Raw genomic sequence first — 24471 nt, 5'->3', positions numbered from 1 at the left:
AGGCATAAAAAAAGCCGATGATGACATCGGCTTTTAGAATCAACAGGATTATTGTTTGTTCATGGCTTTTTTAATGCAGATGGCGGCGCCACCCCACGTAATGCCCAAACCAATAATCATCATAATAATTGCACTTGTCGTCATTAGTTGCACTCCTTGCGGCTTGTTGCATTGATTGTTACGCCTATAGCGAATAGTAACCCGATCATGACCCATCCTAGGGTGAGGTCATAACCACCGTAACCTTCTGTGAATAGAGCGTTCAGTTTTGTGGCGACAATAATGGCCAAAATTACAGGTGAGATAAAGCGCAGACAAATATCAAACCACACGCCAATATTGAAATCGGAAATGCTGTTCACGTATTTGCGTACGTCAGAAATCTTAAATAGCCATGCCATGAGCGTAAGTTCCACTAGACAGCTCGCCATAATGCCCACGTTGTTTGCGAAGTGGTCGACAAGGTCGAGCAGCAACAGGCCACCGTTGGTCGCAAAGGCCATTGAAACCAAAAACCCTACGCTGATAACTACATTAGCGGCCTTTTTACGGCTCCATTTTAGCTTATCGATGACGGCTGAGGTGACGGCTTCAATGATTGATATGTGTGAGCTTAGGCCTGCAACAACAAGTGCAAAGAAGAAGATTGGCCCAAGAATATAGGGCGCTGGCAATAGGTTGATAGCCGCTGGCAACGTAACGAATGCAAGCCCAACGCCCGCAGACACGACTTCTGTCAACGGTTTGCCTTGTTCATGAGCCATGTAGCCAAGAACAGAGAAAATCATAATCCCCGCCAGAATTGAGAAACCACAGTTGATCAATACTGTCATGAAGGCGTTATTCGTTATGTCTGATTTCTCAGGAAGGTAGCTGGAATACGCCAGCATGATGGCAAAACCAATACTTAGGGTGAAGAAAATCTGTCCATAAGCAGCAGCCCAAACCTTCACATCCCAGATCTTGTCAAAGTCAGGCTCAAACATGTAGTTCACACCATCTAATGCACCTGGTAGGAAAATCATGCGGCCAATCAAAAGCAGTACCATGATAAACAGTATTGGCATCATGATTTTTGAAGCGCGTTCGATTCCAGATTTCACTCCACCGACGATAGCAGCATAAGTAATGGCCCATGCAATCAGCATTGCAATGGCGATTTTCCATTGAATACTACCGAGATTGGTCGGTGAATTATCGCCTAGTGCTAAATAGTTGCTAAAGAAGAAAGCATTAGTATCGGTTCCCCAACTTTGTGTAAACGACATACCAAAGTAGGAAATAGCCCAGCCAATAACGGCCACATAATACACAGCAATAATAGCGGCAACCCCTACTTGGAACCAACCTAACCATTCAAATTTTGCGTGAATTTTAGCCAGTGTAGCTGGTGCTGAACCGCGATGCTTTTGACCCATACTGAACTCTAGGATCATAAACGGTATACCCGCTGTGATCATGGCGAAAAGGTAAGGGATGAAGAATGCACCACCCCCATTCTCATAAGCCATATAAGGGAAACGCCATATGTTTCCAAGACCGATAGCCGAACCTACGGCAGCCAGAATGAACCCTGCACGGGATCCCCATTGTTCTCGCTTCATTGTTTACTCCTTTACGACTTCCCTGAGGTATGAAGCTTCTCTTCGGCTGCGGAGCCAGTGTTGGAGTGATGAATACTATCGGTACACTAAATAGACCGTGAATATTTGCGCCATCATCCATGAACTGGCAAAAAGTTAGTGTTATATGTTGTCAGCTTTCAGAGAACTCAGAATATTGTTCTTAATAGTTCGATGTGTGTTTGCTGTATCTGAAATAATCAGCTACGCATGGGTTCGAGACTACAGACTAATCTAAGTTAAGGCAATAGATTGTAAATGTTATTCCCTGGTTTTTTGATGGTGTATTAGTTGTTAATTAATTGGTATTTAGGTGGAATGAACGTCATTTTTTAATAAGAATGGAATTTATAACTTCGTTGTCTAAAAAATATAAATGATAAAACTATTTTTTGTCGAAGAGTGTATGACTGAAAAACATACACTCACTAGTGAATCACACCACAATTTTATCTTGGTTTAAAAACGAACTGTCAGGCCGATATTAGCCGAAAATTGATTGATCCAATCAGATTTAAAACGAATCGCGCACGTTTCTGAAGAGGGCAGTGTGCAGGTTGCTGAAGTTTCGTTGTCAACAGAGGTACCTAACCAACGCACTTGGCTATTCAGCGCAATGTTATCGGTAAAGGCATACTCAAAACCCCCAAACAAGCTTGAAGAAAAACCATATTTATCTTTAGCCCAGTCAACATCCGTATAAGAACCACCGATACCTAGGCCTATATAAGCGGTCAATTGTTGGCTTGTCGGATAATAAATGCTGCTTTGAAAGTGGAGGTAATGGATGTTGGCATCCGCGTTAATGGTTTCAACTGCGGTGTTTTGAGTGGCATAAAACAGACCAATTCGGCCTTTTTCGTAATCAGTTTCTATAGCGAGGCCATAACCAGAGGAAGCTTTTAAATCGTATTCATTGCTGGCTTGATCCTCGACTTCGCCCCCAATGATATACCCAAAAAAGGGAGAGACGATGACTTGCGCTTGTGCATAGGGAGCAGATAAAGCTCCTATGATAAGAATGATTTTATTGTATTGATGCATAATTATTAACCTAAGCCACTTTTTAACGATTAGGTTATTGTGATGGTAACTCCATAATTGTGCACGAAAAACCAACGATTCTTGAAGATACTTCACACTGATGTTATTACTTTGTTATCTGATAGGAGGTGGCTATGGAACTTGATCTAAAATATGCATTAGTGATTACTGCAACGGTCTTTACTATTCTCGTCGGTTTTGGTTTGATCGCTATCAGCCATTAATCAACGAGGGTTCTGCTGATGAACACTAGTGGAACTATCTCTGATAAAGAGACGAGAGCGGATTTAGATCGGTTCTCGAAGTACATTGGAGGAAAAAATGCATTGGTTACCCAAGGTGGTGGCCAAAGAGGTATTTTTACCGCAGGTGTGTTAGATGCGTTCCTTCTTTCCAATTTTGACCCCTTTGATGAATTTTATGGCACCTCTGCAGGTGCATTGAATTTGTGCGCTTACCTATGCCGTCAACATGGGTTAGGCAAGGCTTTTATTTTAGAACTCACCACGGATGCTAATTTTTTTAATCTATTTAGCTACGTTCGGCGTAAGCAGTTCATGAACTTGGATTGGGCTTTAGATCGCATATCGGAATTTCCTTATCGGTTGGATGTCGATATGGGAGCCCAAGTCCTTGCGAACAGAAAAGCTTATGCTGCTGTTACCTCAGCACACTCACTCCACGACCATTATTTCCCGATATTAGAAAGTAACTGGCGAGAGGTGTTGATTGCCACCTGTGCGATTCCCCGCTTATATCCGCATGAAGTCAAGCTGGGTGATGACCTATATATTGATGGTGGAGTATCGGCATCAATTCCAGTTCAGGAGGCATGGCGTAGAGGTGCCCGTTTTGTCGCGGTAATCCGCACTGAATGCCCTGATGTCGACGCGGTAGAGAGTGGGTTACCGATGAAGCCGTTGCCTTCTGCTAAGCCTTACAACGAGGCTCATTGGTTACATGAACCTTTGCAAAATATTCAAGGTCAGTGGCGACAAAAATTGTCTTACTGGAAGCAAGAGTGGAGTGGTCTTCTCCATCAACAAATAGAACGTTCTAAGCTACAAAAACGTGAGCAAATGAATTTGGAGCTACTCAATGGTGGACGCTGGTTATTTGGCGCTGATGATATTTATCGCTTGAGTCATTTAATTGGTGACAAGTTTGATTCGGGGTTAGCGGATATGTTAATGGTGCATTATCAAACTTATTCTCTTACTCAAGAATTTTTGCGTGCGCCGCCGGATGATGCTTACATCCTACAGATTGTGCCCAGCGAACCATTGAGGTCAAGATCTCTCTTAAGCAGTCAAGAAGATCTGCTTTATGATTATGAGCTGGGACTGACGGCGGGTTATCGCTTTATCGACCAATTTAACCAAGCGCAGTCGGCATATCAGTCCCGTATTGCATCATCGGATTATTTTCCCCGCGACCATTAAGTCAACGGGGAGCACGGGTTATTCAAGGACCGGCAGGATACGCATGCAGTTGGTTGACCCTTCGACATCCATAATGTCACCTTGAGTGATGATCACTAAGTCACCGAACTCTAACAATTTTTTCTCCTTAAGCGTATTGAGAGCTGCAACGGCCACATCAAAACCAGTGTCTGCTTTGGTATCAAAATAGACGGGTGTGACTCCCCGGTATAGAGCGCAGCGGTTTAAACTTCGTTCATTGGGTGACATAGCAAAGATAGGCAGTACAGAATTTAAGCGTGAGGTCATAAGCGCTGTTCTTCCTGATTCGGTCAGAGTCACCATGGCTTTGATTCCTTCCATGTGATTGGCCGCATAGATAGTGGACATCGCAATGGTCTCTTCAGCAGTCACAAACGAAGTATCGATTCGGTAATTTTGTTGGCTAGCTTCGATCATTTTTTCCGCGCCGACACACACTTCGGCCATCGAACGAACCGTTTCTACTGGGTATTTACCAGCAGCAGTTTCACCTGAAAGCATCACCGCATCGGTTCCGTCAAGCACCGCATTGGCAACATCCATTACCTCCGCGCGGGTTGGCATTGGGTTCTCTATCATTGACTCCATCATTTGTGTTGCTGTGATCACTACTCTATTGAGTGCCTTAGCGCGGCGGATCAGTTTTTTCTGCACACCAACCAGCTCAGGATCACCAATTTCTACCCCCAAGTCACCACGAGCGACCATGATCACATCAGAGGCCATAATGATGTCATCAATATTGTGATCACTGGCCACGGTTTCTGCCCGTTCCACTTTCGCCACGAGCTTGGCCTCAAGGCCTGCATCACGAGCGAGGCGGCGAGCGTATTTCATATCTTCGCCATTGCGAGGAAATGAAATGGCCAGATATTCAACCTGTATTTCGGCGGCGAGTAGTATGTCTCGTTTGTCTTTTTCGGTCAGCGCTTCCGCCGATAAACCGCCACCCTTTTTGTTGATGCCTTTGTTATTTGAAAGTGGACCACCGACGGTGACTATGGTGTGTATTTTAGCACCATCGACTGCTGTGACGAGTAGTTGTACTCGTCCGTCGTCCAATAGCAGCAAATCATCCTGCTGCACATCTTGTGGTAGTTTTTTGTAGTCAATGCCAACCGAATCTTGGTCACCTTGCCCTGGGGGGAGCTCTGCATCAAGAACAAATCGGTCACCTTCATTTAAGTAGACTTTTCCTTCTTTAAATGTGGAGACCCTAATTTTTGGTCCTTGTAAATCACCAAGTAAAGCGACATGGCGACCCAACTTAGCCGCGATAGCTCTTACTCGTTGCGCTCGCAGTTTATGGTCCTCGGAGCTACCATGTGAAAAATTCATGCGCACAACATTTGCGCCAGCTTTGATAATCGCCTCTAATATCTCGCCTTTGTCTGTTGATGGGCCTAAAGTAGTCACGATTTTTGTTCTTCTTAACACAGCGGTCATTGTGTTCTCCTGATGGGGCGGGAATCTAGATTGAGTATATGCAAGATCTGGCGAAAGAAAGGGGATAAGAGTGAAATTTATCGACAGGTGTCAGATGATTTTCGTCACAAAAAAAGAGGAGTTTCATATTTTTTGAATGTAAACAAATGGCAGTTTATTGGCTAAATACACGAAGATCTAGGTATATCCGTGATGCTTGTCACGGCAATATACTAAAGCGCTTCACAATTACTTCGCAAAGTAAAAAAATTGGCATGTTATTGATTTCTGGAGCTCCCAATGTATATGGCGCAACCAGGCCATATTGATCATATCAAACAGGTCAATGCTGGTCGTGTATATAAACTCATTGACCAAAAAGGTCCCATTTCTCGCATCGATTTATCGAAGGAGAGTGAGCTTGCTCCGGCAAGTATTACCAAAATTACTCGTGAGTTAATTGAAGCTCATTTAATCCATGAAACGACAGTACAAGAAGCGATCAGCCGTGGCCGCCCAGCCGTTGGTTTACAAACCAATAATGAGGGATGGCAATTTTTATCCATGCGTTTAGGGCGTGGTTACCTAATTATTGCCCTGCATGAGTTGGGTGGTGAAGTGTTGATCGACACCAAAATTGAGATCCATGAGCTAGACCAAGATGACGTGCTCGCTAGGTTGCTTTACGAAATTGAAGAGTTTTTTCAAACCTACTCGTCGCAATTGGATCGAGTGACGAGTATCGCAATTACCTTGCCCGGTTTAGTGAATTCAGAGCAAGGGATTGTGCTGCAGATGCCTCATTACAATGTGGAAAATCTGGCTCTTGGTCCTGAAATTTATAAGGCGACGGGCCTACCTGTATTTGTGGCGAATGATACCCGAGCTTGGGCACTGGCTGAAAAGTTGTTTGGCCATTCGCAAGGCAATGAAAATTCAGTTCTTATCTCTATTCACCACGGTTTAGGGGCCGGCATTATCCTTGATGGCAGGGTGCTGCAAGGTCGGCACGGGAATATCGGTGAGTTAGGTCATATCCAAATTGATCCGCACGGTAAACGTTGCCATTGTGGCAATATTGGCTGTTTGGAGACAGTCGCCAGTTCGCAAGCAATTCGTGAAGAAGTGGCGCTGCGTATTGCAAACGGTGAGGTTTCATCATTGACTGAGCACAGTGAAATCACCATCGAAGATATCTGTGAAGCCGCAGCAGAGGGTGACCCATTAGCGGTGGATGTGATAGAGAAACTAGGGCGTTATTTAGGGGCCGCAATCGCAATTGTGATCAACCTGTTTAACCCAGAAAAAATTCTTATCGGTGGTGTTATTAACCAAGCTAAGAACGTGTTATACCCTGCATTGCAAAAATGCATCGAAGAGCAGAGCTTACCTGTCTATCATCAAGATCTCGAATTAGTGGAATCACGTTTTTATAAACAGGCAACCATGCCCGGTGCGGCTTTGATTAAACAAGCTCTCTATGATGGACTTTTGCTGATGAAAGTTGTCGAAGGTTAATTTTTTCGCGGTTAGATCATTTATATTTTTTACAATTAACCCATATGGCTATACTGTTATGTGAGTTCACTATAATTTTCGGGATTTCGTATGTCAGGTGTTTTAAATACGGTTGACCAGCGCACCAATCTTGTCGGAGAGAATCGACTAGAGTTGCTTTTATTCAGCTTAAATAGCCGGCAAATTTTTGCGATCAATGTATTTAAGGTGAGGGAAGTGATCAAAGTTCCTCAGTTAACGAAATTGCCCGGTTCTCATCATAATATTACGGGTGTAGCCTCATTGAGGGGAGTGCCAGTTCCTGTCATTGATTTGCGCAGTGCGATCGGTTTTCCTCCATCTCGCTTGGATAGCCAGGAACAGAACCTCATCATCACAGAGTACAATCGAACCATTCAAGGTTTTTTGGTTGGGCAAGTTCGCAATATTATCAATACCGCATGGACTGAAATTCAGCCACCACCGCGTTTAGCTGGCCGTTCTAATTACCTTACCGCTATCACCCATGTTAAAGAGGTCAACAGTAGCCATATTGTTGAAATCATTGATGTTGAAAAAGTGTTAGCTGAGATTATTGATTATGACGTTTCTATCTCAGAAGGTATTCTTGATCATGATTTGGTTGCGGAGATGGTCGGGCGAAAAATTCTGATTGTGGATGATTCTTCAACGGCTCGTAACCAAATAAAAGGGACGCTCTCACAGCTTGGTTTGGAAATTGTCGAATGCAGAGATGGCTTAGAAGCATTGAATCTTCTGAAGTCGTGGAGCGATGAAGGAAGAGATGTAACGAGTGAGCTTTTACTGATGATCACCGATGCTGAAATGCCAGAAATGGACGGCTATAAACTGACTTCCGAGATCCGTAATGATCCGAGAATGAAATCACTATTTATTACGTTAAACACGTCACTCAGTGGCAGCTTTAATGAAGCCATGGTACAAAAAGTGGGTTGTGATCGTTTTATCTCTAAATTCCAACCCGATTTATTAGTACAAGTGGCGCAGGACCGATTACGTGATGTGCTTTCGTAAGATTTTTAGCCATCATTACAATAAAGTCGTCTCTAATGTAATGTGCTGACATGAAATAGTAACGTTCACCTCAAACGACAATGCCTTGCTGATGAGGCAAGGCATTGAAAGATTAAGAAAAAGCTAAGCCATTACTTTTTCGGTTGTGCATCGATACATTGACCATTCACGGCTTGGCTTTCCGGCGCCATTAAATAGAGATAAAGCGGCATGATATCTTTAGGCGTTTTCAACAACTCCACATCTTCAGCGGGATAAGCTTTGGCGCGCATGCCTGTGCGCGTGCCACCGGGATTAATTGCATTCACTCGAATTGATGTGTTGCTTAGCTCGTCAGCTAGCACTTGCATCATCCCTTCTGTGGCGAATTTTGACATAGCATAAGTGCCCCAAAAAGCACGACCATCATGGCCTACGGTTGAAGACGTAAATACAATCCGCGCATCTAGAGATTTGTGCAGCAATGGCAGCGCCGCTTGGCTGAGTAAGAATTGCGCTTTGACGTTGACCTGCATGACATCGTCATAAGAATCTTCACCGATCTGATCAAACGGGCTGATCACACCCAAAAGCCCCGCGTTATGTAGCACACCATCTAAGCGACCAAACTGCTCTGCAATGGTATCGATCATATCGAGGTAATGTTGCTTGGTGGCACCTTTCATGTCCAGCGGAACAATCGCAGGTGTTGCGTAGCCAGCGTTTTCTATCTCATCATAAGTTTGTTCTAACTTTTTCACCGTGCGGCCGAGCAAAATGACGGTTGCGCCGTGGGCTGCATAGCTGATAGCGGCTTGTTTTCCGATACCGTCGCCAGCACCTGTAACTAAAATGACTCTATCTTTGAGGGCATCTGCAGAAACTGAATAATCCACCTTGTGCTTCCTTATTGTTATGATTTGCTTTAAGTCTTCGTGACAAGGTGGTTACAATACACCAAATCAAAACCTATGAGGATTAGGACGTTGGAATTTTTATTGGACTACGGCCTATTTTTGGCCAAGATTGCGACAATCGTCGTCGCTCTTGTTGTGCTATTGGTCATTGTGAAATCAGTGGGCGGAAAAAACAGCGCGCAGAAAGGCGAGCTGGAAGTGGTGAATTTAACCGAGCGTCATAAAGAAATGGTCGAGCAGATGGAACACCATCTGCACGATGATGCTTTCTTGAAGGCTCGCGATAAAGCAGAAAAGAAAAGCGAAAAAGAGAAAAACAAAGTACGTGACAAAGCGATCAAAAAAGCGGCCAAAGAGGGAGCGTTAGATACCAAACGTGAACCGCATCTCTTTGTCTTGGATTTCAACGGCAGTATTGATGCCAAAGAAGTGAGTTCGCTACGCGAGGAAGTGACCGCCATTCTCGCCGTTGCTCGTCAAGGTGATGAAGTGTTGCTGCGTTTAGAGACTGGCGGTGGCATGGTGCATGGTTATGGTTTGGCTTCTTCGCAGCTCGATCGCATTAAAGCGGCTGGGTTACCCCTAACTATCGCAGTTGATAAAGTGGCCGCCAGCGGTGGTTATATGATGGCGTGTATTGCTGATAAAATTGTGGCCGCTCCTTTTGCGATTGTTGGATCCATTGGCGTTATTGCACAGCTACCTAACTTTAATAAACTGCTTAAAAAACATGATATTGAATTTGAACAACTGACCGCAGGTGAATACAAACGCACGCTGACTATGTTTGGTGAAAACAGTGATAAAGCGCGCGATAAGTTCAAGCAAGAACTCGAAGAGACTCACGAACTGTTTAAAGATTTTATCCGCGAGCATCGCCCAGCGCTTGACCTTGAGAAAGTGGCCACTGGCGAACACTGGTTTGGTACTCAAGCTCAAGAGCTCGGTTTAGTCGATGAGATCAAAACTTCTGACGACTTAGTGGTTGCTGCGTGTAAAGATAAAACGGTACTGGCAATCCATTATGTGCAGAAGAAAAAACTGACTGATAAATTGGCTGGTGTTGCGGGCGAAGCGGCTGATAGTGTGTTGCTGAAATTGATCAGTCGCGGTCAACGGCCAATCGTTTAGGTTAGGCGCGTCTTTCTCGAAGCAGGCAGATTATTTTTCGGAGAGTATTAAGCGGAGAAGTGCGTTACTTCTCCGTTTTTTTTGATCTCAGCCATTCACCGATGGCGAGTATCAATCCGGCCAACATGCCTGCTAAATGCGCTTCGATAGCCACGCGTGCATTAATAAGCTCACTGGTGTTACTTGAAGCGCCGAAAATTTGCTCCCAGACAACTTTGACAATAACACCAACCACCAACAGCCAACTGCTGCGACGCCCTTGCAGTGCTTCTTGCAGCGCCAAATAGGCAAACATTCCATGGAGCGCGCCTGAAAGGCCGACATAGACTTGCATACGGCTCAAAAAAAGGCTGACGCCTACCATCAGGCTGGTTGCCAGAAGGCTGATTAACCATTTTTTACTGCTCGGCTGAAACACAAAATGGATAATCCACAGCCCTGCGAGGTTCATACCAAGGTGTGTAAAGTTGGTGTGTGTGAAATTTCCTGTTAGGATCCGCCACCATTGGCCCGCTTCAATGGCAGGCCGATTCCACGCACTGAGGGCGGCCAGTGGCGGCCATTGCAACCCCAAGCAGACCAAGCTGATAGCAAGTAGTGCAAAATAACGATTTTTTTGATGGTTTATGTTTAGTAAGCAAAGGCGAAAGTAATTCACGTTATGTCTCGATACTGTTCTCAATGTGGTAAAGCGCGAAAAGCCTGCATCTGTTCTTTGATCGTGCCGCTTTCCTCGTCGGTCGAGCTTATCATTCTTCAACATCCGACAGAAGAACATCGCCCAATGGGCACAGCCCGAATTCTCGATTTATCTTTAGCGAATTGCAGGCGCTTTGTTGCCGAAGATTTTAGCCGGCACACTCAGCTGAATGAGTGCTTAGCTGAGCCGGATGTGCTCAACTATGTACTTTACCCGCATGAGACTGCGCAGCCCGTGTCGGCTATGAATATCAATGCTGATACCAGAAAAGTACGAGTTATTTTACTCGATGGTACTTGGAAGAAAGCGTATAAAATGTGGCAACTCTCGAGCAATTTACATTCGCTACCGTGTTTGCACTTGCCGACCGATCTCAAAGGCAATTATCGCATTCGCAAGGCACCGAGTGAAAACAGCTTATCAACTGTTGAAGCTGGTTTTCATATCTTGTCATTGCTTGAGCCTCGGCAAAATTTTCAACCGCTCCTTGATGCTTTTGATGCGATGGTTGCCTTTCAAATTAGCCAAATGCCAGCTGGGCTTTTTAAGCAAAACTATATCAGCGAGTAACCGCTATATCAGTGAGTAATGATGGCAGAAGCTATCACTCAACCAGCCATTAATAGTGATTATGAGCTGAGAAGAGTTGTTGATGGAGCCTTTGCGCATAGCCATCGGTCATAGCCGAAATATAGTCACAGATAACGCGCATACCATCGTTTTCATTGGTTTGGGCTTGCCACTTACCGCGCGTTGTTTCTGGCAGTAAGCGTTCAGGATCGGCGCTTAGCGCTTCAAACAGATCCATGATGATCTGCTGGCCTTTGTATTCAAAACGCTGCACTTGCGGAATTTGAATCACATATTGGCTCACAAATGATTTCAGTACTTCCAGCGCAGCGGCCATATTGGGTTCTAAATAGGCGTTGAAGGCGAGTAATTCATTCTCAAAATGCGCATCAACGGCTTGAATATGAATGCTAGTCAGTAGCGCATTAACAATCCCGCCAATCGCATCTTTACGACGATAATGTTTGCCTGCAAACAGCATTTCACTGATGGAAGCGATGTGTTCTTCAAACCACGCATCGCCGCATTCGGCCAGTTTCGAGGCTGCGGCCTCTTGCCACTGTTGGCGAGTCACCATGCCAAGCACGATGGCATCTTCTAAATCGTGCACGCCGTAGGCAATGTCATCGGCCAGCTCCATGATGGAGCAATCGAGTGATTTAAAGCGAGTCTTGTGATGTTGATAAGGCGTTGCGGGCTGACCACGCATTTGACTGAGTAGGGCTTTATCTTGCGCAGAGAGCGGCTCCGTTACCCAAGAAAAAATCGCGTGATCGCAATCGTATATTCCCTTAGCAGGCGACCACTCTTTAGCTTTCAACTGACGCTGGTGAGCGACTGCATTGGGTTGCTGTACGGCGCGAGTTTGGCTCAGCAGCGCAGGGTATTTTAATAACCCCAGCACAGTGCGACGTGACAGGTTCATACCATGGTGTTCGGTGTAAGGCTCTAAGCTGGTCACAATACGGAAGGTTTGCGCGTTGCCTTCAAAGCCGCCGTGATCGCGCATCATATAATTGAGCGCCACTTCGCCGCCATGACCATAAGGAGGGTGACCGATATCATGCGCTAGGCATAAGGAATCGATCAAACTATCCGAAGGCAGCAAATCACGAAACTCTGGTTGTTTGAGTTTAATTTGCGCCACTATTCCAGTGCCGAGTTGCGCAGCTTCTAAGGAGTGAGTGAGGCGAGTGCGATGGAAATCATTCAAGCTAGTGCCATGTACTTGAGTTTTGGCTTGCAAGCGACGAAATGCTGCCGAGTGAAGAATACGTGCCCGATCGCGTTGGAAAGGGCTGCGGTGATCATCGCGGCGGATTTTATGCTCATCATCTTGGCGTTCAAGCCATTTGGGGTCAATGGATATATCCATGCCATCTCCTGCAGTACATTTATGTTTTTCAAACACTTAACAAGTAACTTAGCGTGAGTTAGCTGATTTCGTCCAGCGTTAATTCGAAACTAGGGGCAAAGGTATTGAGAAAATACTCCATCTCAGGTGTATGGCGATCTCGTAAGGTGACGTCTAAACGTTTTTTGGCCAGCGCATATTCATGGTTGCCCGCGCTGAGTTCTTCTAAGCATTTGAGATAGGCGCAGAGTGAATCTGCCTGTTTGACTATCGCCACATCTTCAGGGTGCGCGGCGTCTGAAACGAGATATGGAGCAAAATCCTCACGCAGCTCTTCAGGCAACATCGAGAGCAGTTTTTGTTCGGCGGCGGCTTCTATCTTTTTGTATTCTTTCGCAATATCGGGGTTGTAGTATTTAACTGGTGTTGGAAGATCGCCCGTCAACACTTCACTGGTATCGTGGTACATACCTAAAATCGCAATCCGTTCAGGGTTGACCTTGCCGCCAAATTTTTTGTTTTTGATTACGGCTAAAGCGTGAGCGACAAATGCCACTTGTAGGCTGTGTTCAGAGATGTTTTCACTGGAGATGGATCGCATTAAAGGCCAGCGTTGAATTAACTTCATTCGGGCTAAGTGAGCAAAAAAGTGACTCTCTTTCATTGCAATAAACATCCTTGCTGTGTCGGGGGCCAAGAGAAAAATTGGCGATTAAAAGAAAACGGGCGCACTTTTAGTATCGAAAAGTGCGCCCGTTTAGCATATGGAAGTTTACGTCAGAATGCTACTGACTGTAGGTCGATAAGAAACGTTCGAAGCGGCCAATGGCAATTTCCAAATCTTCAATATGCGGTAAGGTGACAATGCGGAAGTGGTCCGGTTTTGGCCAGTTAAAGCCTGTTCCTTGAACCAAGAGCACTTTCTCTTGTTTTAAGAAGTCGAGCACCATCTTTTGATCATCTTTAATACTGTACATTTTCGTGTCAATTTTCGGGAACAGATACATGGCTCCTTTAGGTTTGACACATGAGACGCCGGGGATCTGGTTGATGAGTTCCCACGCGCGATCGCGCTGTTCGAGCAGTCGGCCGCCGGGCAAAATCAACTCATTGATACTTTGATAGCCACCTAATGCGGTTTGAATCGCATGCTGCATGGGCACGTTGGCACACAAACGCATTGAGGCAAGCATTTCCAAACCAGCCACATAACCTTTGGCGATGTGTTTTGGCCCGGTAAGGAACATCCAACCACCACGGAACCCGCACACTCGGTACGCTTTTGACAGGCCGTTAAAAGTGACCATTAAAACGTCATCAGCCAGTGTTGAAATGGGCGTATGGGTTGCACCATCGTATAAGATTTTGTCGTAGATTTCGTCGGCGAAAATGATCAATTTATGCTTGCGGGCAATCTCAACAATTTCCAGCAGGAAATCACGGCTATAGACAGCACCTGTTGGGTTGTTGGGGTTGATCAACACAATACCGCGTGTTTTGGGCGTGATTTTACTGTTGATGTCGTTGAGATCAGGATACCAATCGGCTTCTTCATCACACAAGTAATGCACAGCAGTGCCACCGGAGAGGGCGACCGAAGCGGTCCATAATGGATAATCAGGAGCAGGGACAAGCATTTCATCGCCATTATTAAGCAGCGCTTGCATCGCCATCACGATAAGCTCTGAAGCACCATTACCGATGTAAACATCTTCTACATCTAGGCTACGCAGCCCTTTTTTCTGGTAGTGCTGCACCACGGCTTTGCGCGCGGAATAGATCCCCTTTGAGTCGCAATAGCCTTGTGAAGTAGGCAGATTACGGATCACATCAACTAGGATTTCATCTGGGGCGTCAAAGCCAAATGGGGCGGGGTTACCAATGTTTAACTTCAGTATTTTATGCCCCTCTTCCTCCATGCGTTTAGCATGTTTGAGTACAGGACCCCTAATGTCATAGCAGACATTGTCGAGTTTTGACGACATCCCGATATTTTGCATTGTATAATTCCTGAAAAATAAATAATTTCTTTATTAAACTACACTAAATTGATGTTTGATAGAATAAAAATCTGCCACTGTGCGCTTTTAGGATACAGATGAGGATGCCCGTTATCACAGGAATCTGCAAAAGATAACTCGTAACCTTGATTTCGTTTCCCTCTCTAAATAGAGTAGCCGTCAGTAGAGCCCGTGTCTCAATGTTTTCGAGGTCGATTTGTCGCATTTTCATCAAGCTATTGCTCGGTTAATCGAGCAAATAAACGACGCGAAGGATGATGACGTTCGTTTTGTACAAATACTGCAAGAAGCTCCCCCTTTCGCGCCAATTGATTGGCTTGAAGCGCAACCCATTTTCCCTAAATTTTATTGGCAGTCACGCGATACGCGCGAAGAAGTAGTGGCATTAGGTCAGCTGTATACTTTTTCTGAGGCTGAACCTGCCTACGCTATTCTTGGTCAGGAGCAGCGAGTTTGGGGTGGACGTTCTTTTGATGGGCATACGGACAAAAATCGCCGTTGTCTATCCTCATTTTTCTTTTTACCGCAAATTGAGCTGATTTGCTGTGATGGTCAGTGGTCATTGGCGGCGAATATTACCGCTGAACGCCAACGAACCTTGGTCGCACTGCATAAACTGCAACTTGAAGTTAGTCCGTTACGTGGTATGACGTCACATATAAAACAGGTCACCCATCAACCTAATGAGCTGAAGTGGCAGCAGTTGGTCAATCAAGTGCTTGAGGGCATTGATCATCAAGCGTTTAAGAAAGTGGTGCTCGCGCGGCAAACGACACTCAGTTTAGATAAGCCGTTAAGCGCGGCGCAGTTGCTTAAGGCAAGTGCGGCGCACAATCATCACAGTTTTCATTTTTTATTAGCATTTGATCAAAAACACAGCTTTATGGGGTCGACACCTGAGCGTTTGTACGCTCGTCAAGGGCAGACTTTGTATACCGAAGCGCTGGCGGGAACTATAGGTCGGGGAGAAAATGCGAGCCAAGACATGGAGTTATCTCATTGGCTTACTCAAGACAGTAAAAATCTTAATGAAAATCAATATGTAGTGGATGACATTATTGAACGGTTAACGCCTCATTCTGAAAGGGTTGATGTGGAACAGGACGTCCGTTTAGTGCGTTTGCGCAAAGTGCAACATTTAAAACGGGGTATCCATGCGCAGCTGAAAAAGGGTGTGAATGGTGTACAACTGCTGAACGCGTTACAACCGACCGCAGCCGTGGCTGGCCTGCCGCGTAAAGCGGCGATGGATTTTATTCAGGCTAATGAGCCTTTTGCACGTGGTTGGTATGCTGGCTCAGTCGGTTATTTTAGCCATCAACAAGCGGAGTTTTGTGTGGCTATTCGCAGCGCTTTGCTGGTGGACAATCAGGTCCAACTGTTTGCCGGAGCGGGCATTGTTCCAGGTTCAGTTGCTGAGCATGAATGGCAAGAGTTAGACAAAAAAATGGCAACCTTACTGAGTTTGATCAGCGACCATTTTCCTCTAGGAGTGGCGTCATGAAGCATGACCAAGCAGTGCTGAACCGAATTTGGAGCCAAACGCTACTTGAGGAGCTTACTCGACTTGGGGTGCAAGAGATCTGTATTGCACCAGGTTCACGCTCAACACCTTTGACCTTAGAGGCGGCCGCCAATCACAAGCTCTCAATCCATACTCACTTTGATGAGCGTGGGCTGGGCTTTCTTGCTTTAGGTCTTGCTAAGGCGAGCCAAAAGCCAGTTGCGGTGATTGTCACTTCTGGCACGGCGGCGGCTAATTTACTGCCAGCGATTGCTGAGTCACACCTCACGGGTGAAAAACTCGTTGTACTCACGGCTGACCGGCCCGTTGAGCTCGTGGGATGCGGTGCGAATCAAGCAATCAATCAAGTAGGTATTTACTCATCACATGTCACGCAGGCGGTGAATCTACCCAGTCCATCGACGACTATCCCATTGACTTGGTTGTTAACCACAGTGGATGAGGCTATGGCTAACCAAGATTATATGGGTGGTGCAATACATATTAACTGTCCCTTTCCCGAACCACTTTATGCCGAACATGATGTAGATCTCTACGCGGACTATTTGGCTGTGATGGAAGCGTGGCGTCAGCGTGAGCAAGCATTCAGCTCTCGCCAGTACCAAACCGAAACAAAAACGTTAGATGATGGTGCATGGCTGAGTAAAAAAGGGCTGGTGATTCTTGGGTCGTTGACGTTAGCTGAAGCGAAGAAGGCCAAGCACTTTGCCAACAAACTTGGCTGGCCAGTTTTATGTGATCCACAATCAGGCGTGAGCAGCGAATGGGCGCATTTTGATTTGTGGTTACAAAATGCGCGAGCACGTGAGCTGCTTAGTGAAAGTGAGGTGGTGATCCAATTCGGTTCACGGCTGGTCTCAAAACGGCTTACTCAATGGCTAGCTAGCCATGCCCACACGGGTAACGTGCAGTATATTTACGTTTCACCCCAAATGGCACGTAATAATCAAAACCATCTGATGCAACAGCAGTTTGTCACTGATATTGCGTGCTGGGTCGATCGGCATATTGGTAAATTAACGGCTTTAGGTGCGGCGCAAGCGGGTTGGTCGGATCGGATAAAAAGTGTGGCGCAAGAGATTGCCCAACTGGCTAAATTACATTTGAACGGTGACTCTTCCATTACAGAGATTGGTTTAGCGCTCGATATGGCCGAGCGTAGCGAAGGGGCCGACCTATTTATCGGCAACAGTTTGTTCGTCCGTTTAGCCGATATGTTTGCTCAAATTGAGGGACGTTCGGTTTACTCCAATCGAGGCGCTTCGGGCATTGATGGCTTAGTGGCAACCGCCGCAGGAGTACAGCGAGCCAATCATAATCCAATGTTGGTATTTATTGGTGACACGTCATTGCTGTATGATCTGAATTCTCTAGCTCTGCTTAGCCAAGTCAGCACGCCTCTGGTGCTGGTGGTGGTGAATAATGATGGTGGCGCTATTTTTGATCTATTACCCGTTCCCAAAACGCACAAAACCGCCTTGTACCAAATGCCCCATGGCTACCAATTTGAACACGCCGCACGGCAGTTTCGTTTAGGTTATGCTTGTCCGCAAACCTTATCTGCTTATCAAAGCTTGGTCCGTGAACATTTACAACAGGGTACTGGCACCTTATTGGTTGAAGTGACCACGCCGTCTGGGCAAGCTGGTGAGCAAATCACACAATTTACCCAGCAAGTTTATGCTTTGTAGTCGTTTTTATTGCAGCACCACCACAGGTTCGACGTCGGTCGAGCCTGTGGTGGTTTTTCTACATGGTTTACTAGGCAGTGGGCGAGATTGGTCGAAAACGGCGGTTTTCCTTTCGCCATACTCGCAATTATGGATTGATCTTCCCGGTCATGGCGGTAGTCAGTCTCTCTTATGTGATGATTTTGATGAGTGCTGCGCTCACATTTCTGCAACCGTGCTTAAGCAGCTTGGCGAAAAAACACCTATCGTATTGGTGGGCTATTCACTTGGTGGAAGGCTGGCAATGTATGGCGTGGCGATGCAGCGTTTTTCGGCGTTGAATATTCAAGGTTTGATCGTTGAGGGTGGCCACTTCGGCTTGCAGAGTTCTTTTGAACGTGAACAACGATTGAAAAATGATCACCATTGGGCACATCGTTTCCAAACTGAGCAGATTGAGCGAGTTTTGGTCGATTGGTATCGTCAACCCGTTTTTTCTTCATTAAATCATGAGCAAAGACAAACTTTAGTCACTCAACGCAGTGCTAATCTTGGGGCGGCAGTGGCTCACATGCTACTTTCGACTTCATTGGCAAAGCAGCCTTATCTGCTCGCACAACTTGAGCAAGTCGCATTGCCAATGGTCTATGTTTGTGGGGAGAAGGACAGTAAGTTTGTTCATCTGGCACAGCAAAGTGGCTTCGAATATCGGCAAGTGCGGGCTGCAGGGCATAATGTCCATCATGAGCAGCCCGAAGTATTTGCTCATCTTATTCAAGAATTTATCAGCCAATGCTAACGCGTTGGTTCAAAAACAATAATTAATAGAACAATGGAAAGCACCATGGCTAAAACAGTCGGTATTACTGAACAAGAATTGTATGCACCAGTCATCTGGAGTGACTGCAGCGCCGAATATGAAGATATTCACTATCACAAATCGCAAGATGGCATTGCCAAAATTACGATTGCCCGCCCTCAGGTGCGTAATGCCTTTCGCCCACAAACGGTTAAAGAGATGATCAGTGCGCTGGCCGATGCGCGTTATGATGAGCAAGTTGGCGTGATCATTCTAACTGGTCTTGGTGAAGCGGCATTTTGCTCTGGTGGCGATCAAAAAATTCGTGGCGACTACGGCGGCTATCGTGATGAGTCCGGTACGCATCATCTCAATGTGCTCGATTTCCAACGCCAAATTCGTACCTGTCCGAAACCTGTAATTGCGGCGGTGGCTGGTTGGGCTGTCGGTGGTGGCCATGTGCTGCATATGATGTGCGATTTAACTATAGCGGCAGAAAATGCCCAGTTTGGTCAAACAGGACCCAAAGTGGGTTCATTCGATGGTGGATGGGGTGCGTCTTACATGGCCCGTATCGTTGGGCAGAAAAAAGCGCGTGAAATTTGGTTCCTTTGCCGTTTTTATGATGCTCAAGAAGCGTTGGACATGGGGCTGGTCAACACGGTTGTGCCAGTAGCTGATTTAGAAAAAGAGACGGTTCGCTGGTGTCGTGAAGTATTGCAGCATAGCCCTATGGCGCTGCGCTGTTTGAAAGCAGCGCTCAACGCAGATTGTGACGGCCAAGCAGGTTTGCAAGAACTGGCGGGTAACGCAACCATGATGTTCTATATGACAGAAGAGGGGCAAGAAGGGCGCAATGCCTTCAATGAAAAACGCCGCCCTGATTTCAATAAATTCCCTCGTAATCCTTAAGCGTAAAATCGGCTCAAGTCATCCAATTTTCCGTGATGATTTGGGCTAGTGGTCTCAATGAACAAAGTCGAATATCGAACAAAAGGTTGAAATTATGCGCAGCGCAACACTGTATCGCTACTGTTTACCGATGGATAGCGGCGTTATTCTCCGCAATCAGAAGCTGGTAGAACGTGAAGGTCTGATTATTGAATTACAAGATGATCACGGTTTAGCGTTGGGTGAAGTTGCCCCATTACCCGGTTTCAGTTTAGAGTCACTTGAGCAAGCACAGCAGCAGTTAATAGCGCAGCTTCAGCTTTGGGTTAGTGGTGAGCTTATTACCTATGATGATCTTTTTCCGTCTGTTGCCTTTGGTTTGTCGATGGCGGAGTTAGAGCTGGATGGTGGGTTGCCTCAAGCCGGACACTATCACGCAGCACCTTTGTGCTCGGGGGATCCTGATGAACTGATCCCGCTTCTGAACGCGCTACCGGGCGATCATAGAGTTGCGAAGATTAAAGTTGGGCTGTACGAAGCGATTCGCGATGGGATGATCGTAAATCTGTTTTTAGAATCCATGCCTGATTTGCAATTGCGTCTTGATGCTAACCAAGCTTGGACACCCGCTAAAGCTGAAAAATTTGCCCAATATGTCTCTCCTTCGCTGCGTCAACGCATTGCGTTTTTGGAAGAGCCGTGTCCATCTCCCAGTGACAGCTTGGCTTTTGCTATCAATACGGGCATTGCGATTGCGTGGGATGAAACCTTACAGCAAGCCGTTCGCCGTGCAGATTTTCAGCTAGAAGATCTGACGGGAGCGAAAGCCATTGTGATTAAACCGACCTTGATTGGGTCGGTACAGCGCTGTATCACTTTGATTGAAAAAGCTAAAACATTAGGCATTCAAGCCGTTATTAGCTCTAGCATCGAATCGAGCTTAGGGCTTTGCCAATTAGCTCGTTTTGCGCAGTGGCAACTGCCTAATGAAATTCCGGGGCTAGATACGATTAGTTTGTTTAAAGCACAACTCGAAAGCGCATGGCCCAACAGCGCATTGCCGATACAAACGCTCGCACAGCAAACGGTGGTTTGGCAATCTCAATGCGAGTAGGCGTTTCCTTTTGCCAAAAGCCGTGGCAACAACATGCTTTGTATACGCCGCACGCGATCGCATTGCGTACGGCGAATCAAACCTACACTTGGCAGCAGTTAGCGAACCGTATTGACGCTTATGCTTTTGCAATGCAGCAGCAAGGTTTGCAGAACCAAGATGTGCTGACGTTAGTGGGTAAGAACAGCCTTGAGTTAGTGTTAATCTACCTTGCGTCGTTAAAACTTGGCGTGATCTGCGCCATCACCATGCCACAACCTGTGATGCTGCTAAAACAGAAACTCAGTACCTTATACGGAGAGAATCAACCACATTGGTTATGGTTAGGTGAAGGAGCTAAGCTTGAGGAGAGTGAGCTAACTTCATTGCTCGCTGACGCTAACATCCAGCTTTTTACTCATGAACATATTACTAACGAACATGTTTCGCCGCCCACGAGCGCTATGGTAAACAAGGCTGAGACACAGTTTGCCTCAATCATCTTTACTTCTGGCTCTACTGGGGTTCCTAAAGCCGTTATTCATACTTTTCAGCAGCATTGGTCGTCAGCCAGTGGCTTACTTGAGGTATTTTCATTTAGTTGCCATGATACGTGGCTGCTGAGTTTACCGATGTATCATGTGTCTGGGTTAGCCATTATTTATCGCTGGCTAGTAGCTGGTGCTTGCTTAAAAGTCGGCAGCGGCGATCTCACCCAAGATATAATTCATGTTACGCATGCTTCATTGGTTGCTACTCAACTGAAGCGTTTATTAGACAGTAAAACACCACTCGCATTAACGCACGTGCTGCTTGGCGGAGGCCATATCCCAAACCATCTCGCCCAGCAGGCGGCAAAGCATGACATTGAAACTTGGGTGGGTTATGGTATGACGGAAGCGGCTTCCACTGTCACAGCAAAACGTGTTAACGCAAGCCAGAGTGTTGGCCACGTGCTACCTAAACGGCAAGTGAAGCTACAAGGTCAGCGCATTTTCATTGGCGGTGAAACCATATCCAGTGGCTATTACCAACAAGGCTTAATCACGCCTCTTATCGATGAACAAGGATGGTTCGACAGCCAAGATCTTGGCCATTGGCAGAATGATGAGCTGTGCATTATTGGCCGCGTTGATAACCAATTTATCTCTGGAGGCGAAAACATTCATTGCGAAGAGATTGAAGCGGTATTATCTCACCACCCCGACATCGCTTTAGCGATGGTGATCCCTGTGCATGATGATGAGTTTGGCGCGCGCAGCGTGGCTGTGCTGCAATGCCAAACTATGCCTAAAAAAGAGGCGTTAGAGCAGTGGCTCAATGGCAAGCTTGAAAGATTTAAATATCCCATCGATTATTTTTTAATACCAAATCACTTGAGCGAAACGGGTATTAAAATATCGCGCAAGACCTTAAAAACATGGCTCACCGAACATCAGCTGCGTTATCGACTACTCAATGATGAGCGATCACCATTTGATGGTCTGGTGCTGCCAATCCACAAAACAGACGGGCTTATCTAACATTTCCTTTTGCTGTAGTTGATAAAGTTGCTTAGCCACAAACTCCGGTTCAAAGAGCTTATCGCTAGCCACATTATGCTGAAATGGTTTAGAAAGCGGGGTATCGGTGGTTCCCGGATGAAACAGAATGGTTTGTGTGTTGGGATGAGTGCGAGCTAGCTCTATCGCAAAACTTTTCGTCGCCATATTTAGCGCCGCTTTACTCATCCGATAGCTGTACCAGCCGCCACTGTGGTTATCCTCTAAGCTACCTATCCGCGCGCTAAAAACCGTAATTTTTGCAAAAGATTGACGATCAATAAGTGATGGTAAATATTGAAACCAACGCACTTGGCTCAAAACGTTACATTGTAAAAGCCATTGAAAGTAAGACTCGTCAAACCTTGAGATACGCTTTTCCGGTGCATAGGTGTCGTTGTGTAGTTGCCCATTAAAAAACACAATTTGATCAAACTTATGCCCGATATCGGCCAATGTTTTGGCAATCAAGGCCGTTGATTCGATACTGTAGTCGGTTGGAAAATGTTCGCTTGAGGATTGGGCGAGATATTTTTGTCTTGAGACGGTAACGATTTCTGGCGCTAAAGTCTGCGCTTTGAGCTCCCTTATAAAAGCTTGGGCGATGATGCTTGAGGCGCCAATAATGAGGTATTTCATTGTTATCACTCTCTGTTTTTACAAACGCCATTACGGCATTGAGCATGACTAAACCAGCGAGATATCGACATGCGATGTTTTGCAAAAAGGAGATAAATTTGGTCGCTAATCCATTTTAGGATGGGCAAGCGCGTGATGAATAACCAGCGATGTTTGTTGACTAAACGCCAAGCTAGAACGGTCACATCCAGCCCATAAAGCAGATTGCCTTGTTGATCTAAGCCATGCAGTATCGATAACGCCTTGCTTTTGTCGATAGAAGGAAAGCTACGCATAGCATCGCCGTCATTTATGTCGATAAGCTGAACCCGACCATGGTGATCGAAGGTTTTTAATGAACGCATTTCATTGCAGCATAAAGGACACCGCGCATCGAAAAAAATCACTAAAGATGGGGTACTCATATGTATGTCGTCAGCCTAACAGCCCGTTAATAACATATTTGTACGTTCACTCTTCAGTATAAGATCAAAGTGGTCTTTATCCTGAAGCATTTACTTGAGTTACAAATGACCTAAGTGTCATTAAATTGCCACTATGAGCACTGTTGATACGTGTTTTTCATCAATGCAATCATGTAGATGTCGATATTTACCTCAACGTGTGTGTTTTTGTGGAGCAAAAATTGGCAGGAAATTTCAGAATAAATCTCGTGATATTCAACCCTCTGTGGTTAATGGTGTTGATTGACTTGTCAATTAATTAATAGGTGTATCATGTCGACAGCTTTCTCTCCTTTGAAAAATATTATGATGATTGCGAGAATCAATCTATCGCAGAGCGAATTAAAAAAATTAGAAACAATGCAGGTTAAAACTATCCGTAATGTAGACTTTAAGCGGTTGGAAAACACGCTTGTAAGCAAAAAAACACCAATGGAAATGAAAAATAGGATCATGATAGTTTTAAATAAAAAGAGTCAAGATGAAAATTGGGTCAAGATATTAGCCAATTTTAACTCTGAAAAGAAGGTAAACGATTGGATAGATTTGAGAGTGCATGGAACGGTTTCTAATGCGTTAAAGAACCTTCTAAAAGACAAACAAAACCTACTGAATGAGCCTACTACAAGAGAAATAAAACAACATTTTGCATGTTATGGTGTTGGATTGATAGAAAGAAAAGTTAACTCTGCCCAAGTTAAAGAGACCACTAAAAAATTTTTAGAATGGATACGGGTAGATAGAAAAGACACGGGTAAATCTGGGCTTCAAGCGGCGCTAATGAGCGAGGTAGACAAGGCAAAACTTGACGTTGATCTAGCAAGTGTGGAGTGGAGAAAGAGTGTTACTAATCAGATCAATAGAAGTGTTGAAATTCAGATAAACGAATATTTGTCTGGTCATGCAGAACGGAACAAGATTGTTACATCTAGCGGTACTACTTTAACGGCACACGCAATAGAAGATGACCCTGTAAATAATTCTGTGTAACTGTCAGGGTTACATGTATTGAGTGAGTCGGTCTTCGAACATAATCATAAAGCGGTTTAGAGCTTGTCGCCAGTTTCTGATCGGCATCGTCCATTTCTTGG

General features: G+C 45.5%; 24 protein-coding genes. 13 read left to right on the top strand and 11 right to left on the bottom strand.

Annotated features, from left to right (window positions below; all coding sequences use genetic code 11):
• Positions 1-48: 48 nt before the first annotated feature.
• From AACV32_RS00120 to AACV32_RS00110, 3 genes are all read right to left on the bottom strand, one after another.
• Positions 49-144, bottom strand: coding sequence for a MetS family NSS transporter small subunit (locus AACV32_RS00120; protein ID WP_010319106.1), 96 nt, complete (start codon positions 142-144; stop codon positions 49-51).
• On the bottom strand, positions 144-1604 hold the full coding sequence (locus tag AACV32_RS00115) for a sodium-dependent transporter (RefSeq protein ID WP_017045264.1): 1461 nt from the start codon (positions 1602-1604) through the stop codon (positions 144-146). The genes AACV32_RS00120 and AACV32_RS00115 overlap by 1 nt, the downstream gene beginning before the upstream one ends.
• A 477-nt stretch (positions 1605-2081) precedes the next feature.
• Entirely contained in the window at positions 2082-2666 is a 585-nt protein-coding gene (locus AACV32_RS00110) for an outer membrane beta-barrel protein (protein ID WP_026028393.1), read from the bottom strand.
• 134 nt (positions 2667-2800) lie between these two features.
• Between AACV32_RS00110 and cydH the strand changes: the two genes are divergently transcribed.
• Both cydH and AACV32_RS00100 read left to right on the top strand, forming a co-directional pair.
• Positions 2801-2890 carry a cytochrome bd-I oxidase subunit CydH gene (gene cydH, locus AACV32_RS00105; protein WP_094123948.1) on the top strand — a complete coding sequence of 30 codons (90 nt, stop codon included), beginning with the start codon at positions 2801-2803 and terminating at the stop codon, positions 2888-2890.
• An 18-nt stretch (positions 2891-2908) separates the two neighbouring features.
• Positions 2909-4108, top strand: coding sequence for a patatin-like phospholipase family protein (locus tag AACV32_RS00100; protein WP_017049098.1), 1200 nt, complete (start codon positions 2909-2911; stop codon positions 4106-4108).
• An 18-nt stretch (positions 4109-4126) separates the two neighbouring features.
• Here AACV32_RS00100 and pyk read toward each other — a convergent pair whose 3' ends face one another.
• A complete protein-coding gene (gene pyk / locus AACV32_RS00095) occupies positions 4127-5575 on the bottom strand; it encodes a pyruvate kinase (protein WP_017045267.1) in 1449 nt (482 codons plus the stop codon).
• 279 nt (positions 5576-5854) lie between these two features.
• On the opposite strand from pyk, the gene mlc reads away from it, so the two are divergent.
• Entirely contained in the window at positions 5855-7072 is a 1218-nt protein-coding gene (mlc, locus tag AACV32_RS00090; protein ID WP_013856420.1) for a sugar metabolism global transcriptional regulator Mlc, read from the top strand.
• A 90-nt stretch (positions 7073-7162) separates the two neighbouring features.
• Positions 7163-8107, top strand: a complete 945-nt coding sequence (locus AACV32_RS00085; RefSeq protein ID WP_013856421.1) for a chemotaxis protein CheV — start codon at positions 7163-7165, stop codon at positions 8105-8107.
• A gap of 131 nt (positions 8108-8238) precedes the next feature.
• Here AACV32_RS00085 and AACV32_RS00080 read toward each other — a convergent pair whose 3' ends face one another.
• Positions 8239-8982: a YciK family oxidoreductase gene (locus AACV32_RS00080; protein WP_170895541.1), complete on the bottom strand. Its 744-nt coding sequence runs from the start codon at positions 8980-8982 to the stop codon at positions 8239-8241.
• Between the two features lie 90 nt (positions 8983-9072).
• On the opposite strand from AACV32_RS00080, the gene sohB reads away from it, so the two are divergent.
• Positions 9073-10134 carry a protease SohB gene (sohB, locus tag AACV32_RS00075; protein ID WP_026028392.1) on the top strand — a complete coding sequence of 354 codons (1062 nt, stop codon included), beginning with the start codon at positions 9073-9075 and terminating at the stop codon, positions 10132-10134.
• 64 nt (positions 10135-10198) lie between these two features.
• On the opposite strand, the gene rrtA is transcribed toward sohB, so the two are convergent.
• Entirely contained in the window at positions 10199-10792 is a 594-nt protein-coding gene (rrtA, locus tag AACV32_RS00070; RefSeq protein ID WP_017045270.1) for a rhombosortase, read from the bottom strand.
• A gap of 3 nt (positions 10793-10795) precedes the next feature.
• Here rrtA and AACV32_RS00065 point away from each other — a divergent pair, with 3 nt between their 5' ends.
• Positions 10796-11404, top strand: coding sequence for a tRNA-uridine aminocarboxypropyltransferase (locus tag AACV32_RS00065; RefSeq protein ID WP_170895540.1), 609 nt, complete (start codon positions 10796-10798; stop codon positions 11402-11404).
• 49 nt (positions 11405-11453) lie between these two features.
• On the opposite strand, the gene AACV32_RS00060 is transcribed toward AACV32_RS00065, so the two are convergent.
• The 3 genes from AACV32_RS00060 to AACV32_RS00050 form a co-directional block, all read right to left on the bottom strand.
• The gene (locus tag AACV32_RS00060; RefSeq protein WP_026028279.1) at positions 11454-12779 is read right to left on the bottom strand and encodes an anti-phage deoxyguanosine triphosphatase; all 1326 of its coding nucleotides are present in this window, start codon (positions 12777-12779) and stop codon (positions 11454-11456) included.
• A 58-nt stretch (positions 12780-12837) separates the two neighbouring features.
• The gene (gene yfbR, locus AACV32_RS00055; RefSeq protein ID WP_026028390.1) at positions 12838-13422 is read right to left on the bottom strand and encodes a 5'-deoxynucleotidase; all 585 of its coding nucleotides are present in this window, start codon (positions 13420-13422) and stop codon (positions 12838-12840) included.
• Between the two features lie 121 nt (positions 13423-13543).
• On the bottom strand, positions 13544-14758 hold the full coding sequence (locus tag AACV32_RS00050) for a pyridoxal phosphate-dependent aminotransferase (RefSeq protein ID WP_013856428.1): 1215 nt from the start codon (positions 14756-14758) through the stop codon (positions 13544-13546).
• A gap of 217 nt (positions 14759-14975) precedes the next feature.
• Here AACV32_RS00050 and AACV32_RS00045 point away from each other — a divergent pair, with 217 nt between their 5' ends.
• The 6 genes from AACV32_RS00045 (at position 14976) to menE (ending at position 22280) form a co-directional block, all read left to right on the top strand.
• Positions 14976-16283, top strand: coding sequence for an isochorismate synthase (locus tag AACV32_RS00045; protein WP_017049093.1), 1308 nt, complete (start codon positions 14976-14978; stop codon positions 16281-16283).
• Positions 16280-17995, top strand: a complete 1716-nt coding sequence (gene menD, locus AACV32_RS00040; RefSeq protein WP_017049092.1) for a 2-succinyl-5-enolpyruvyl-6-hydroxy-3-cyclohexene-1-carboxylic-acid synthase — start codon at positions 16280-16282, stop codon at positions 17993-17995. Before AACV32_RS00045 ends, menD begins: the two co-directional genes overlap by 4 nt.
• Positions 17985-18773, top strand: coding sequence for a 2-succinyl-6-hydroxy-2,4-cyclohexadiene-1-carboxylate synthase (gene menH, locus AACV32_RS00035; RefSeq protein WP_017049091.1), 789 nt, complete (start codon positions 17985-17987; stop codon positions 18771-18773). The genes menD and menH overlap by 11 nt, the downstream gene beginning before the upstream one ends.
• Before the next feature lie 45 nt (positions 18774-18818).
• Positions 18819-19685 carry a 1,4-dihydroxy-2-naphthoyl-CoA synthase gene (gene menB, locus AACV32_RS00030; RefSeq protein WP_026027256.1) on the top strand — a complete coding sequence of 289 codons (867 nt, stop codon included), beginning with the start codon at positions 18819-18821 and terminating at the stop codon, positions 19683-19685.
• 94 nt (positions 19686-19779) lie between these two features.
• On the top strand, positions 19780-20778 hold the full coding sequence (menC, locus tag AACV32_RS00025; protein WP_170895539.1) for an o-succinylbenzoate synthase: 999 nt from the start codon (positions 19780-19782) through the stop codon (positions 20776-20778).
• Positions 20769-22280, top strand: a complete 1512-nt coding sequence (gene menE / locus AACV32_RS00020; RefSeq protein WP_017049089.1) for an o-succinylbenzoate--CoA ligase — start codon at positions 20769-20771, stop codon at positions 22278-22280. Before menC ends, menE begins: the two co-directional genes overlap by 10 nt.
• Here the strand turns inward: menE and AACV32_RS00015 are convergent.
• Entirely contained in the window at positions 22227-22937 is a 711-nt protein-coding gene (locus AACV32_RS00015; RefSeq protein WP_170895538.1) for an SDR family NAD(P)-dependent oxidoreductase, read from the bottom strand. The two genes, menE and AACV32_RS00015, sit on opposite strands and share 54 nt — an antisense overlap.
• A 5-nt stretch (positions 22938-22942) precedes the next feature.
• Positions 22943-23341 carry a thiol-disulfide oxidoreductase DCC family protein gene (locus AACV32_RS00010; protein WP_170895537.1) on the bottom strand — a complete coding sequence of 133 codons (399 nt, stop codon included), beginning with the start codon at positions 23339-23341 and terminating at the stop codon, positions 22943-22945.
• 312 nt (positions 23342-23653) lie between these two features.
• Here AACV32_RS00010 and AACV32_RS00005 point away from each other — a divergent pair, with 312 nt between their 5' ends.
• Positions 23654-24370, top strand: a complete 717-nt coding sequence (locus AACV32_RS00005; RefSeq protein WP_170895536.1) for a hypothetical protein — start codon at positions 23654-23656, stop codon at positions 24368-24370.
• Positions 24371-24471 lie beyond the last annotated feature (101 nt).

Source organism: Vibrio sp. B7 (assembly GCF_963888765.1).
GTDB classification, from domain to species: Bacteria; Pseudomonadota; Gammaproteobacteria; order Enterobacterales; family Vibrionaceae; genus Vibrio; species Vibrio anguillarum.
This window is presented reverse-complemented; position numbering and strand designations above follow the sequence as displayed.